10 protein-coding genes are annotated in these 14,529 nt (G+C 58.6%); 6 read left to right on the top strand and 4 right to left on the bottom strand.

Annotated features, from left to right (window positions below; all coding sequences use genetic code 11):
* Window positions 1-242: 242 nt before the first annotated feature.
* The 3 genes from SR3_RS13905 to SR3_RS13895 all read left to right on the top strand — a co-directional run bounded on the left by SR3_RS13905 (window position 243) and on the right by SR3_RS13895 (window position 2,452).
* Window positions 243-1,136: a MucR family transcriptional regulator gene (locus SR3_RS13905; RefSeq protein WP_084455549.1), complete on the top strand. Its 894-nt coding sequence runs from the start codon at window positions 243-245 to the stop codon at window positions 1,134-1,136.
* Window positions 1,137-1,303: 167 nt separating this feature from the next.
* Entirely contained in the window at window positions 1,304-1,579 is a 276-nt protein-coding gene (locus SR3_RS13900; protein WP_068086988.1) for an HU family DNA-binding protein, read from the top strand.
* 282 nt (window positions 1,580-1,861) lie between these two features.
* Window positions 1,862-2,452, top strand: a complete 591-nt coding sequence (locus SR3_RS13895; RefSeq protein WP_218018827.1) for an HD domain-containing protein — start codon at window positions 1,862-1,864, stop codon at window positions 2,450-2,452.
* Between the two features lie 173 nt (window positions 2,453-2,625).
* Here SR3_RS13895 and SR3_RS13890 read toward each other — a convergent pair whose 3' ends face one another.
* Together SR3_RS13890 and SR3_RS13885 are read right to left on the bottom strand one after the other, a co-directional pair.
* On the bottom strand, window positions 2,626-6,636 hold the full coding sequence (locus SR3_RS13890; RefSeq protein ID WP_068086985.1) for an nSTAND3 domain-containing NTPase: 4,011 nt from the start codon (window positions 6,634-6,636) through the stop codon (window positions 2,626-2,628).
* A gap of 314 nt (window positions 6,637-6,950) precedes the next feature.
* Window positions 6,951-8,072, bottom strand: coding sequence for a hypothetical protein (locus tag SR3_RS13885; RefSeq protein WP_157098843.1), 1,122 nt, complete (start codon window positions 8,070-8,072; stop codon window positions 6,951-6,953).
* 375 nt (window positions 8,073-8,447) lie between these two features.
* Between SR3_RS13885 and SR3_RS13880 the strand changes: the two genes are divergently transcribed.
* The 3 genes from SR3_RS13880 to SR3_RS13870 are packed head-to-tail and all read left to right on the top strand — an operon-like array spanning window position 8,448 to window position 11,968.
* Window positions 8,448-8,966, top strand: coding sequence for a hypothetical protein (locus tag SR3_RS13880; RefSeq protein WP_245653913.1), 519 nt, complete (start codon window positions 8,448-8,450; stop codon window positions 8,964-8,966).
* Window positions 8,963-11,470, top strand: a complete 2,508-nt coding sequence (locus SR3_RS13875; RefSeq protein WP_068086980.1) for an N-6 DNA methylase — start codon at window positions 8,963-8,965, stop codon at window positions 11,468-11,470. Before SR3_RS13880 ends, SR3_RS13875 begins: the two co-directional genes overlap by 4 nt.
* On the top strand, window positions 11,471-11,968 hold the full coding sequence (locus SR3_RS13870) for a PIN domain-containing protein (RefSeq protein ID WP_068086976.1): 498 nt from the start codon (window positions 11,471-11,473) through the stop codon (window positions 11,966-11,968).
* Between the two features lie 326 nt (window positions 11,969-12,294).
* Here SR3_RS13870 and SR3_RS13865 read toward each other — a convergent pair whose 3' ends face one another.
* Both SR3_RS13865 and SR3_RS13860 read right to left on the bottom strand, forming a co-directional pair.
* Window positions 12,295-13,191, bottom strand: a complete 897-nt coding sequence (locus SR3_RS13865; protein ID WP_068086974.1) for a LysR family transcriptional regulator — start codon at window positions 13,189-13,191, stop codon at window positions 12,295-12,297.
* 15 nt (window positions 13,192-13,206) lie between these two features.
* On the bottom strand, window positions 13,207-14,442 hold the full coding sequence (locus tag SR3_RS13860) for a multidrug effflux MFS transporter (RefSeq protein WP_245653912.1): 1,236 nt from the start codon (window positions 14,440-14,442) through the stop codon (window positions 13,207-13,209).
* Window positions 14,443-14,529 lie beyond the last annotated feature (87 nt).

The raw sequence follows: 14,529 nt of genomic DNA, 5'->3' as shown, positions 1-14,529 counted from the left end.
GTCGTGCGGGAGGATCGGTGGCAGACGAACCGGCACTCACAGGGAGCCATGCAGAGAGACGACATTTCACGAGCTTGTGCAAGGCTATTGTCTATAAAAAGTCCCTATGCGCAGATGGCGCGAAGCAGTCGTTCAGCCTGAATTTACCAATTCGATCCTACAGAGGCACGATTTCAGTTCACAAGAACCAAATCATCGTGCAGTTATAGCTCGCAGATGGGTCGAAACCAAGGAACAGAACAATGTCCGAAGATACCAACCGCGACGTCACGGATCTCACGGTCCAGCTGCTCAGCGCCTATCTGGCCAACAACACCGTGCCCAGTGACCAGCTCGCCGGCCTGATCGCCAGCACGCGCGAGGCTCTGGCCGCACCGGCGACGCCTGCACCCGTTGAGGAGCAGACCTATACGCCTGCCGTCTCGGTCAAGAAGAGCACGGCATCGCCGGATCACATCATCAGCCTGATCGATGGCAAGGCCTACAAGACGCTCAAGCGTCACCTGAGCTTGCATGGCCTGACGCCGGACGCCTATCGCGCGCGCTACGGCCTGCGTTCGGACTATCCGATGGTTGCTCCTGCCTATTCCGAACATCGCCGCAATGTCGCCCAGACGCTCGGGCTTGGCCGCAAGCCCAAGGCGACCGAAGAGGTGAGTCCGGTGGCTGCCGCAACACCGGCCAAGAAGCCGGCCAAAGCTGCGACCGCCGTGAAAAAGCCTGCTGCGGCTGCCAAGGCCAAGCCTGCGAAGGAAGCTGCGACCACCACGCCGGTCGCCGAGACCACGGCCGCTCCAGCGCCCGGTGCCAAGGCAAAGCCGGCCGCCAAGCCCAAAGCGCCTGCAAAGCCAAAGGCCCCGGCCAAGGCGAAGGCCCCTACCCAGGCTAAAGCCACCCCGGCCGCACCGACAGCAAAGGTGAGCGAAGACAAGGCCCCTGTGGCTCCCAAAGCCGCCAAGCCGGCCCCCAAGGCCAAGCCGGCCGGTGACAAGCCTGCCATCGAGAAGACTGCGAAGGCTGCAACCACCCCGAAGGTCGCGAAGGCCAAGGCTCCGGCTGCCGCCAAGGCTGCTGACGACAAAGCAGTGCAAGAGAAGCCTCCCATCACTGAGGTGGTGAGCCCGAACGCCGCCTGATCAGCGTCACGTCATCAAGGCGAGGCTGGCTCCTGTGAGCCAGCCTTTGTCTTATTCGCTCGGGCCAGAAGCAAAACGGCTTGGACGGGCGGCACCCAACCCTATAGATCATCCCCATAAGCGCGGCATGGATAGTCCGTGCCAAACAATGTCTGGAGTAACCTGCAATGAACAACAGTGATCTGGCCGAGCGCCTGGCTTCCGACCATGGCCTGACCAAGACCGATGCCCGCAAGCTCGTCGATGCTATTTTTGCCGAGATCGGCGATGCCGCAGCCAAGGGCGAAGAAGTCTCGCTCAACGGCTTCGGCAAGTTCAAGGTCAAGGACACGCCGGCGCGCGAAGGCCGCAATCCCTCGACGGGCGAGACCATCCAGATCGCCGCTGCCAAGAAGCTGACCTTCACGGTCGCCAAGGCGGTGAAGGACAAGCTCAACGGCTGATCCTTGCGGGGGCAGATCCACACGCTGCCCCCGCCCCATTCTCTCCCTATCGCCTTTACCCTTACCTCGAACCCTGCGGCCCAGCGATCGTCACCGCAAGGCGGGGACGCGAGCATCGCGGCCCCGGGTGAAGGCGCCGCTCACGGCGCCTTCACCTAGAGCGCGGTCGCGCGGCGCGCAGCGCCGCGCGAGGGCCACAGACCGATCCGCCCCAAAAAATTGGACAGGCTCTGATCCCAAGCAGACTTGCCACAGTCCTATGGATTGAGCAGAGCGAGACACGTGATCGACGCGAAAAGCCATTCCGAGACCTACTCTCTGGATCTTATTCTGAGAGCGGCATCCTATGCATCGCGGATGCATGAAGGGCAGAAGCGCAAATACACCGGTGAACCCTATATCCTCCATTGCCTGGAGGTCGCGCGGTTGGTGGCAAGCGCGGGTGGCACGCCGGCAATGATTGCAGCGGCCCTGCTCCATGATGCTGTCGAAGACACCGCAGCCACCATTGAGGAGATCGGCCAACTTTTCGGCTTTGAGGTGGCGGAGTTGGTGGCCTGGGTGACAGACGTCAGCAAACCGGAGGATGGCAATCGGGCTCACCGCAAGACTCTTGATCGTGACCATATTGCCCAGGCTTCTGCGCAGGCCAAGACCATCAAGCTTGCCGACATCATCTCCAATACCGCGACGATCACGGAACAAGGGACCAGTTTTGCACGCTATTACCTCAAGGAGAAGCAATTACTGCTCAATGTTCTGAGTGAGGGCTCTCCGCCTCTTATGGCAAGAGCAAAGGCGCAGATCGAGGCGGGTCTGGAGAGGCTTGAGCCAGGGCCTCGCGAAAGCCGAGATGAAACGAAGGATGGCTAAGAGCCCGTTTGGAAAATGCGCAAAAGCGCATTTTTAGCGCGGCACCGGTCCTCTCCCCCTCCCGGCCACCTGCGGCAAGTATCCTGTGGGTGGCCGGGAGGGGGAGAGGGCTGGTGCCGCAAATTCGGCTGCGCCGAATTTCCAAACAGCCTCTAAGCCCGGTGAGACCGGCATCACCACCATTTATCGAAACGCATGCGGGTGCCGGCGAGGCGGCGTTTCTTGCCATCTGCCCCGATCATCCCGGCCGCGAGCCAATGCGAGACTTCCGCCCTGATGCGGACACGTCCAAGGTCATCAAGGCAATCGGCGGGCAAGAGGTGGTCGTCATCGATCGTGAAAATCATCGTGCAGGGGTGATCGGGCGGCAAGAGGGTTAGGAGACGGTCGGCCAGGGCGCGATCGCGCTCTGCGAGCCCCACACTGCCGAGCAGGAGTAGTGCCCGCAAATTCGTGTGCGCAGCGATCTTCGTGAAAACCTGATCGACCTGGTCGAGATCACCATGTCGCGCAAGAAGAACAGCTCGAGAAGCGAGCAGCACCGCATGGCCCCCTGAAAGACGTTCGGGCTCAAGCTTCGCGAGGATCTCTGGTTCGAGGAAAGGCGCGGCGCTCAGCGCATCGATGGCCTCAATGGTGAACCAATCAAGGCTCTCGCGTGAGGCAATCGCTTCGAGCTGACAGCGAGCGGCCACCGGGCCAAATCTGGCTGCAGAACGAAAAGCAACGCCTCTGAGTTCGGGATCTTTTGTGACCATGCCTTCTTCGATCAAGGCAAGGGCTCGACCCTCGTCAAGCAAGCCATATCCGGTCAGGCCAGCAATCGCCTCGCGCGCAATGGGAAAGCTTGGCGGCTCATCATGACGGGGGTCGGAGGCCGACCATTGATCGTGGATCAAGGACCAGAGCACATCGCCATGCGCTGGATCCGGGCGCGTGGAGAGCAAATCGACAAGGCTTCGTCGAACCCGGCTCCCCTTGTCCTGGGCCAGAGCCAGCAACTCAGATGGCAGTGGGGTTGGAGCCGTCGGCGCCAGGGCTTCAAGGGCTGCCTGCCGCGCATCCGCATAGCGGCTGGATAGAGCTGCCTCGACAATATCCCAGGCTCCAACATGCGCGGCCATTTGAACTGCCTGTTCCGCAGCTTCCGGCGCGGTTGCCCGATCGAGAGCTGCGCGTAACGTTTCATTCGGCAAATGGCCGCAAGCATATTGAATTCGTGCGATCTGCTCGATCAGTGCGGCGGACGCTTCTGGCACGGCTGCATCAAGCAGCGCCAGAGCTGCTTGGCTCAGATTGGCCCCTTCTTGCGGCATGAATGGTGTCAGGCGGAAGAATTCCAGCTCATCTGGTGACAAGGTTTCGGATAGGACAGCAGTTGCGCGCTGCCCATGCTCGGCATTTCGGTCAATCGCCCTGGATAGATGGAGGATGAAGCAGAGGCGATCTGCTGGCCCAGGGCCCACTGCAGCCAGAGCGTCCGGAATACGATCCTGCGCCACTTTGATCAGACAGGTGGCAAAGGCTGCATTAAGCCCATAATCCAGCTCCCCTGCCGCCAGTCGAGCGAGCAGGAGGACGCCAAGGTCATCCTGCCAGTGGGCTTGAGCCGCACGCCATGCATCCTCCTCACGTCCTGCCAGCTTTCCCAGTTCGATGAGGGCTTCGAGCTCGGCAAGAGAAACTTGTCCCTTGTCTGCTCTGACGTCTCCCTCCCAGAACGCAAAGAGCGCTCGATGCTCGGGATGTCGCGCCAGACCTTCCCAGTGCCCCTTTTCCCTCAGACGCTCGACATAGGTTGCGACGATTTGCTCTGAACCAAAATCTTCCTGGCCGCGGTCAATGAACCAATCCTCTGCTCCTTCATCGAGTTCATGGTTCTGGATCTGAAGCCATATTTCGGCATCCTTGGCTTCCTGCTGTTCATCGGGCCGCAGGTGTCTCAGCGCCTGTTCGAGGATCGGTTCATATTTTAAGAGATCCTTGCTTGCGGCGCGGGCGATTGTCTCAGCGTTGGAATAGTGCGACCCCTTTGCAACCTGCATGGCCGCGTCGAGAAAGGCATCGTCCAGGTCTCCACCAAAGGGAGCGACCTCGGCAGCGAAATCGGCGCCATAGCGATCATTGCTGTTTGGCAGAATTGTGCGGACGAACCGATCGCAGACAAGGTGGCATTGATGGTCATGACCGATGGCGGCAAACATGCTTTGCGGAAAATCCGGACGCTTCCAGTTGTCATCAAAGATGTGACCCCCGGTCTGGAAACCTTTGACCAGCCATCGCGCCAGATTGCCAACTGGGAGTCCAGCACTGCTGACGTCAGCTGTAAGCGAAAGCAGATCCTCAAAGCGCGACGTGGGGTCGATCAAGCCCTCCGTCAGCCAGCTGTCGATAATCGACTGGGCGCGCTCGGGGCACATGAAGTCTTCGTGGAACTGCGATGTCGCCAGGCGCGCCATCAGAGCGGCAGTTTCAGCGCCCCAGGAAGCCAGATCGCCCTTAAGGTTGGTGAGAGCCTCGACCAGGGCCTCCACAGCACCTACAGCTCTGGCAGGATCGATCTGCATGTGCCTTTCAAAGGCATTGCGAACAGATGGATGCGCGAAACTCACGACATCCTCGAGCTGGCGCAGATGCTGGGCGGACACGAGAAAATTCACCAGCGGTGCCAGCCCTTCGCTCCACCTTGTTTGCGTTCGGCGCATAACATGCTGGATTTGCACCAGGGTCGAATAGCGCATGCCACCGCGAACCCTGAACAGGGCCCAGAGGATGGGCGTCCATCCATACCTGTCTTGCCGCAGATCGCTGATCACGACGCCTTCGACCGCATCGCGGTGAGCAAGGTCGATCGCATTCGACATATGCTGCCAGGCGCTCTGCTTTGCTCCTGGGCCTTTGGAGACCTCGCTGAAAAACCGCTTCACCTCGAAGGGCGTCTTGAGCCTGGATAGTGCGGTTGGGCGAAACTTATAGGCGTCCTCCTGATGTTGCACGGCCAGGGCGTTGAGGTGGCGATCGTAGATCGCCGCAAGCTGGCCTTCTTCATAGTCCCCCTCGTCAAGCGTGACCGACCAGTCATCCAGCGCTGCTTCGGCTTCCCCCAGTTTCAGCATGTCGGTTCTGCTTGTGACGATGTAACGGCAGTCGGGGCGCGCATCGGAAAAGGCGGCCTGGGCCTGTCTGCCGAAGGTCTCCGATCCGGGGCGAAGTGTCGATTGCCCCCAGGGATCGTCAACATAAAACAATGTCGGCCCTGAAAGGTTGAACGGGCTCAAACGGTTGATGTCACTACTTGTATCGATTGCAAGGCGAGGATTTCTTTCGCGGGCCCATTCGCACAGTGCCAGGGCTGTGACGGTCTTTCCCGTGCCTGAGGGCCCCTTGATCAGGAGGGCATTGGATTGTTCGAGCTTTGCGGTAAGCTCGCTCCAATTTCCAGGTCGCACATAGTGTTCGAGCAGCGGTGAACTTGCCAGAAACCCGCCAAAGGCGCGGATAAGGGTTTCCATTTCAGACCGCAACCAGCGCCCCGCGCCAGTGCCTTGCATCCGAGAGGAGGCCTCCTCGCGCAATGCGCGTTTGCAGTCATCCCATCGAGCATACGGCACGCGCAATTTTGTGAAAATATCCCCGATCTTGTGATCGAGAACGTAGTCACTCAGGCTTTCCCAGATCGCGACACGGGTATCAACGCTGTCACCAAGTGCCGAGATGAGGTCGCCCTCCAGAGATCCTGGTTCAGGCCAAGCCCCGAAATCCTCGATCCGCAAGGACCTCAGGGTGCCTCTCACAGCGGCGGTGGTGATCAACAGATAGCGATTGCGTTGCAGCTCGAGGGTTTTGCGCGCGGAATCCCGGCTTTTACCGTGGTTGAGCAACCTGATGAAATCCGCGGGCCGCCAGGGCTCACCGCTCCTGCGTTTGACCTGGATAATCAGATTATAGCCTTCGCTCATCGTGCTATGGGCTTCGGTCGTGTCGGGTTGCCCTTCATCGAGGATGCTCTCGATGTCCTCGCTGTTGGCAGGCTCGAGAGTCACGACGCGTGCGGATTTCTGGATAAGAAGCAGGTCGAGCGCGACAAAGATCGATACATTGAGCTGATAGGCAAATCCGGCGAGAGCGGCCGGCGCGCCAGAGGATGACCCACCCTTCCCCGGCTTGTCAGCTTTGAGTTCCATCACGTCATTCCCCCAGCAGCCGGTTCAACTCTTTATGCGAGGATATCACACCCTTTACTCGAGGCAATTTTTGAAGGATCTTGCGAGCCAATGCTGTGGAAAGACGGGCGAGGACGATCATGAAAGAGATCCGAAATTCACCGCTCCCATCCAGCGGAGCAATCAGACAACCAAAGCACGATCGAACTCGACCAGCGCGCGTATCGGAACCCAGATCTCTGCTCCGGTCATGCTACGCTATCCGAGCGTTTACCATGGGGCTTTGGAAAAAGGCTGGACGTCAGCCCGACGCGTATTGTTTGGTTTGATTTAAATCATCGTGTTGATTTGACGCGTTCCCATTCACGTTTGAGCACGACATGGGCGAGCCGCACGGCATATCCGATCAGATCACTGTAGCTTTTGGCACGCTTCTCTTGCGGTATCGAAAATCTGGCAGGAATAGGCTTCAATATATCACCCCATTTCCCCGCATCATAGCCATCGGAATTTTCAATCACCTCTTTAAGATTCTCGACATCCCTGATTTTATCAAAACCGCCATATTTGTTGTTTTCGTGCTCTTCGAAAAATGCCAGCTTTTGAACGAGAAAAATCAACAGTCGATGATCTTTCTCGTTGGGATTGAGCATGAGCTCCATCTCCAATCGTACATCGATCAGTTCTTTGGCCAGATCGGGCTTATCCGGTGCTCCAGGATCATAGCGCATCGCGTCAGCCAGAGCGATTGCCCGCGCAATCCGGGCTCGCAACTTGTCGATCCATGCCTGTCGACTGTCTGCCTTGACCTTTGCCTGGAGTTGCCGGTGCGTAAAATAGATTGAAATCGCCGCCGCGATCAGAGCGAGAAATGCTGTCAGATTGCCGGAGACGTTCATGACCATACCGGCTTCGTCGGCGCCAATGTCCGGCTTGACGTATCCGGTGAACAGGAATGGGAGAATTCGGTCCTGAGCTATCACTGCGAGGCCAGAAAGGGTGGTTCCTCCGACAATAAGGAAGCCGATCAAGAGCAAAATTGATCGATATGCGATCTGATGCTGTCGCTCAGCCTTCTCGAATTTTACAGGATCGAACTCGATACAGCCCATCGTCATCCTCCGGACATCTTCCCAGCTCGGCTCCTCGGGAACAGATCCAACATTCCACCATCGGGTCTTGAAATTGCCCTCGTGAAGGCGCCACATCCACTGGCAAACGCAAAGAGCGATAGTCAGCAGGAGCAACAAGCCAACCAGTCTGGGAAAGGTATTTTCCGTTGGGTCATAGATTGAGAGCGTCTGGCCAGACGCAACACCCACCGCCGCAAGGACGAGGATGGCAAGCCCTGCGGAGCCCAACCGCCAACAATTTCCACAGATCTCGCTGCCTGGATCAACCTTGTCGCAGCCGCATCGGGGGCCACACTCATTAACGGAATCAGGCAGGTTCATCATCTGGGGAGCTTAGTCATGAGCAGGCTTTCCTGAACAGGAAAATCATCGAGGGGTACAAGCCTGCCCTGCACAGGAATGGATATATCTCGAGCAACCGCCAAGGGCAGTCCTCCGCCGTAAGCCAGTCGAGAGAGGTCATTTCCATCGTGGGGGAAAAGGTGTCCGACTTAGGATATCACGTACAGGTGCGATCTGGGCGATCGGCCCAAGGCGAGATGACCCTTAGCTCCCTTAGGGGATACGACAATCAGCGCACTATAGGAGTGTTACAGGGGCGAGAAGGTTCGGTAGCGCCGTGTACACCGCCTTTACCTTCAAGTTCGGGCATGATACCCAACCTCAGATCGGGCATGGCGCCCAATCTTGAGAGTGATCGTGCGTTTCATCAAATCGCGAGATGTGCTGGCTATAACGGGTCTTTCGGCAGACCAGCTGCGTGAATGGACCGTGCGCCGCGCGCTTATCCAGCCCGATGTCCCAGCCCCCAGGCAAGGACAGCAGGCCCTGTTCGGCTGGCAGAGCGTGTTGCTGCTGCGCCTTGCTGTTGTGCTGCGCAGCCGCTTTCATGTTGAACTCCAGGTTCATCGCGATCTTTTGCTCCAGGCCAGAAAACTGCTCGATGGGCGTTCTTTTCCCGGGCTCTGGGGCTCGACACTGGTCATTCTGGGACTGGAACGCTGTATGCTCCTGGCTCCCTATGAGGCCCTTCCCGAGGAGGAAGATGCGATCCTGCTACGCCTCAACAGTCATCTTGAAGCTCTGTCCCAAGGCTTCGGTGTGACCGAGCCGATCGCCCAACTGCCACTTTTCCCGGCTATCGGCCTGCGCCGGAGCGAGGCTGCCAACGGGGAAGCGGAGCCACTGCCTGTCCGTGTTGAGGGAGGTCGCTCGTGAACGCCCTCGCTCAAATTCAGGACGGTCTGCTCCAATTGGGATATCGTCCCGAAGCGATCATCGCCGATTACAGCTTCGCGGACGTGCTGACGCCCGCTGGGGATGACCGGCTGGTGGAGCTCGCTGCTTTCACCCAGATCCCGGAGTCCTATCGCTCGGCAGCCTTCGGGGTCATCGCCGGGGGCCATGACGAAATGGCCGTCGCGTCGCGGCGGGCACTGGGCGCGCCAATCCTCTTTTCGATCGGATCGGCGGACATTGGGGTCTGGCGGGTTGGAGCTGAAGGCAGGCCGAGACTGATCGAACGTGTTGCCCTCGATCTCATTCCTGAGCTTTTTGCCCGCAATGCACCGCAGTGGAGTCCGCTGGCGGTTCACCGCGCCAAGTCGTTGGGCCAGAATCAGGCGGCCTATCAGCTCGACTTTGTCGATCTGGGCCTGATGCCGGCGATCGAGCGTGAAGTCGAACTCAAGCTCGATGTATTGCTCGATCGTGTCGTGCGCCATCTGCTTGCGGCGGTGGACGATGGTGCTGGCGAGGAAGCGGTTTTTCGCACGACCTTTCGCCTTTTGGCCGCTAAAATCTTGGCCGATCGCCGCCATCCCGATGCTGCGGCTTGGACAGTTGCGCCCGTCCGAGAGGTGCTCGATGGGATCGAGGCCTATTACAACCTACATCATCTGGGCCAAGCCAGCGGCGCTGTCCTGCCCGATGAAGTGATGGAACTGGCGTGGTCCTGGATGCGCGGTTCGATCAATTTCCGCAATATCTCATCCGACAGTCTCGCCTTTGTGTATGAGAATACTCTGGTGACCGCCGATACTCGGCGTCGGTTCGGGACCCACAGCACGCCGCGTCAGGTGGCTGAATATGTCGTCAACCAGCTCGATCTCAACCGCTATGACGCGCAAGAAGTCAGTATCTTCGAGCCCTTTGCCGGGGCGGGCACCTTCCTTGTCGCCGCATTGCGTCATTTGCGCGATCAATTGCCGGGAGATTGCACCAGCGCTGAGCGGCACGATTTCCTGGTGTCCCGGATCGGCGGCGCGGAAATCGACAGCTTCGCCTGCGAGGTTGCGACACTCTCTCTGATCCTGGCCGACTATCCCAATGCCAACGGCTGGAAGATCAAACCGCAGGACCTGTTTCTTGAGCAAGCTCTTGCAACAGCGGTCGAAGGCAAGAAAATCGTGCTGTGCAACCCACCATGGGAGGAGTTCGACAGCGACGAACGGCAAGCCTATCCCGCCATGGCGGGACGCTCCTTTTCCAAGCCGATGGCGGTTCTTCAGACGGTGCTCGACGCCAGGCCAGAAGCTTTTGGATTCGTCCTGCCACAAGGTATCTTGAGGCAGCACCAATATAGCGAACTGCGTCAGCGGGTCGCAGATCTCTATCAGAAGGTCGAGCTCACCTCGCTGCCTGATCGTATCTTCCAGCGCGCGGGCTTTGAGGCCGCCGTCATCATTGCGGCCGATCCGCGCGATGAAACGGCAGCCGATCTTCCCTCCGAACTGCGTACCATTGTGGTCGAAGATCGCGACAGGCTCTCCTTTCTCGCTACGGGCCGGATAACAGCGGAGCGCCGACGTACCAAGGTCGTGACGAACGGCGATCTCTGGATCGGCCAGCTCGATGAGATCTGGGAACAGCTCGGTCGGTATCCCCGTCTGGGACAGGTTGCGGACGTGTATCGTGGGCTCAAATGGTGGAAACAGGGTGACGGGCTGTCGCCAACACCCAGGGAGATGTTCGTCCCGGGCGTCTTCAAGCCGGCAACATCCCTCAGTCAGTTCAGCCTGCAGAACACAAGCTATGTCAATATGAGACCGGAAGATGCCATGTTTCCGGGACCTCTTACCCGGCCATGGAAAGAGCCCAAGGTTCTGACCAATGTTGCGCGCCTTTCGCGCGGCCCATGGCGCATTGCTGCGGCGTTCGACCGCAGCGGCCTTGTGCCTTCACAGGCATTTTTCGGTATCTGGTCGACAAGCGAGGCGCTTCCGGTCGAGGCGCTCGAGGCGATCATCAACGGGCCACTTACAAATGCCTTTCTGACCGAGCACGCTTCCAACCAGCATTTCACCAATGAATTGCTCAAACAGCTGCCACTGCCGCGCCTGGAACGCATTCCTCCCATTCTCGATGCACTTCGTCGCTATCATACCGCCAGGGATCAGATCCGCGGCTACGCCCTACAGCCAGTGGGCGCTGACGACCAGCTTGCGGCTCTGCTGGTCGATGTCGATGCAGCCGTGCTCAAGGCCTATGATCTTTCTCCTCGGCTTGAGAGACGGTTGCTGGAATTTTTCCGGGGCTATGAGCAAGATAGACGGCTCGACCACGCCTTCAAGGGATGGATTCCCGAGGATTTCACCGCCTATATCCCTCTTCACGAATATACAGGCAAACTGGTGCGTGAAAATCTGGGATCGTGGGCCCTGGAGGTCTTCTCGCCTGCCCCCGAAGACGAGGTTCAGCATCTCAGACAGTATATCCATTAAATGGACAGCTATCTGCTCGACACAAATTTGGTATCGGTGCTCTACGATGCCCATCGTCCGAGCCATGATGCCGTGAGGCAGGCGGTGGCCTCGCTTGATCAGCGTTCGGTTCAGTTGGTGTCGGTGGTCACGGTTGGCGAATTGCGTTTCGGCCTTGCTCTTTCCAGGGCCTGCGGCCGACCACTCGCCCATATCGAGGCATGCCTCGAAAAGGCCGAAGAACATCCGCTCGCCGAGGTCTCGCGTCATACTGCCGAAGCTTTCGCCGAGGTCAAATCGCGCATCGCCATGGCCCGCGTTGACATTCGCAAGCGCATCCCGCGCTGGGTCGAGGGCTGGAGCGACCGCGTGAGCGGCCAATTGCTGCAGATCGACGAAAATGATCTCTGGATTGCGGCTCAGGCCCTCGAACGAAATTACGTGGTGATCACCAGCGACAAAGACTTCACCCGGATCATCGCAGCAGCCGTCTCTGACCTGAGGGTTCTTCTGGTCTAGAACGCCTCGCGATTGGATAAACGCTCGTTCCAACAGAGAACGCCGCGCATATCAACCGAGCATTATAAAAATTTTCCATTTAGTGTGCGACATATCAGTAGTATTGAACAACCCATTTTCTGACGAAGATCCGGGCGCAACATCGCGTTTCCGCTTCGATCGTGAAAAACGAGCGATGTTGAAAAGAGAACCCTGAAGCTATCAATCTTTCAGTCATGAATCCGACCGCTATAGAGACGAATTCGCATCAGATGCCATTCGCCGGCTACCCCTTTAATTACCGATCGCTGGCCGAGGCAGAACTCTCAGAGGAACTCCTTGAACCTCTACCCACCCTTGTAGCGCAACGTATCCACCAACAAAGCGAAGGCCGGCGACGTCTGACGGCGGCTCGGGTAGTAGAGGTGATAACCCTCAAAAGGCGGGCACCAGTCTTCAAGCACTCTGATCAATGTCCCGTTGGCTATGCTTTCCTTGACGACGTCGTCGATTGTGATGGCCAGCCCCAGACCTACCTCGACAGCGGGTACCACAAAGCTGCTCCCGGTGATGGTAACCTGCCCCCCTACCCTTACGTTCATGGCTCGCTGGTCGTTCTCGAATTCCCACGAATATAAGCCACCCGCCGAGGTAAAGCGAATGTTGATGCAGTTGTGATCAGCAAGGTCATGCGGGGTCAAAGGCGCGGGCCGACGTTCGAAATATGCCGGCGACCCCACACAGGCCATGCGCACCGGTGGGCCGATGCGTACGGCAATCATGTCGCGATCGATCGCCTCGCCGAGCCGGATTCCGGCATCAAAGCGCTCCTCAACGATATCGACAAAACCACCGTTGATGCTGACCTCGACATTGAGGTCCGGATAGTCCGGAAGAAGCTTTTCGAGTGCCGGCAGGAGGAGGCTGCGCGCGGCATGGTCCGAGGTCGTGATCCGGATCGTGCCTGCTGGCTTATCACGCAACAAACCGATCTTGGTCACACCGGCATCGATCTGATCGAGTGCAGGCCGCACGATTTCGACCAATTTATCACCTGCATCGGTAGGTGAGACTGAGCGAGTCGTCCGGGTTAGCAGCAGCACGCCCATGCGTTCTTCCAGCCTGCGCATCGCATGGCTCAGGGCCGACTGGGAAATGCCAAGTTGCGCTGCCGCTTTTGTGAAGCTGCGCTGTTCGGCCACCATCAGGAAGGCGGAGAGATCGGCAAGGTCGGTGCGGTTCATGTGAATTGTCTTCTCTCATGCCAAGCGGGTGGTGGGGCGGTCTCCGCGACCACCAAAGCAGAAGTAGCTCATCATTGCGGCTACACCCGCAATGGCCATGACGGCCGACATCGGGCGAGGCGTTCCATCAGCCATCAGACTGATCGCGGCGGAGCCGAGCATGCCGAAGCCGTATTGAGCCGCCCCTAACAGAGCGGAGACAGCGCCAGCCTGATCAGGCCGGTATGCCATTGCGCGAGCCATGGAATTGGCGACAATCAAGCCTGACGCCCCGACAAAGACGTAGCATGGCAGAACAAGACCCAGGAGCCCGCCCCATTGAGTCCATGCTGCGAGGAAGAGGATCAGCCCGGCTCCAGCCGAGCCGATGGCTCCCCAGCCAATCAACTGCAGCCCTCCGAAACGGGGCAGCAGACGGACATTGGCCATATTCGCCAGCATGATCGTCAAAATGCCGCCGCCGAACAGGAAGCCATAAAGCTGAGGAGGCACATGGCTGAAAGTGATGAAGGCAAAAGGGCTACCTGCCACATAGGCAAAGACGCCAAAGTAGAAGAACCCGCCGATAAGAGCGCATGCCATGACCCGGCCATCAACAAACAATATCCGGTATCCAGTCAATATCCCGAGCATGCCGTGCCTGGAGCGCATGTGCGCCGGCAGAGTCTCAGGGATTGTCGCCAGGCCCGCGCCGGTCAGAACACCGATGACCACCAGAAGCCAGAAGATCGCTCGCCATCCGGCCAAAATCAGAATTTGTCCGCCGAGCAAAGGACCAACCAGTGGAGCGACCGCCATCACCGTGATAAGAGTGGAAAGCATCGCCCCCGAACGCTCGGCGCCGTATATATCGCGAACCATGGCCCGCGAAAGCACGACACCGGCACAAGCTCCGCAAGCCTGCACGACACGCCAGGCAATGATCTCATTTGCAGACCCCGCAAGGGCGCAACCGACCGAGCCAATGATGAAAAGCACGAGACCTACTGCAATCGGTCGTTTGCGGCCGAAGCGATCTCCCAAAGGCCCCCAGACCAATTGCCCGCTGCTGAAGCCTATGAGGTAGCCCGAGATGGTCAGTTCCATCGCACCGGCGTCGGCATGAAGCGCCCTGCCCATCATCGGCATCGCGGGTAGATAAAAATCGGTGGAGATCGCTGCAAATCCCATCAGCGCGCAGAGTACCACCATCAGGCGAAGCGGCGGCGGAACATCTGTTTCCGGCTCGGCGAGCTTGACCGTTACAGACATGACGTGAACTCAGGCGTAGCGGAACCCTGAAGAGCGGCGATGATCGGAACCGCAATTCGGCGAGCAGCAACGCAGAGAACTGGCATC

The sequence above is a fragment of the Novosphingobium rosa NBRC 15208 genome, assembly GCF_001598555.1.
GTDB classification, from domain to species: Bacteria; Pseudomonadota; Alphaproteobacteria; order Sphingomonadales; family Sphingomonadaceae; genus Novosphingobium; species Novosphingobium rosa.
The sequence above is the reverse complement of the archived record's forward strand: the minus strand, read 5'-3'. Positions and strand labels throughout refer to the sequence as shown.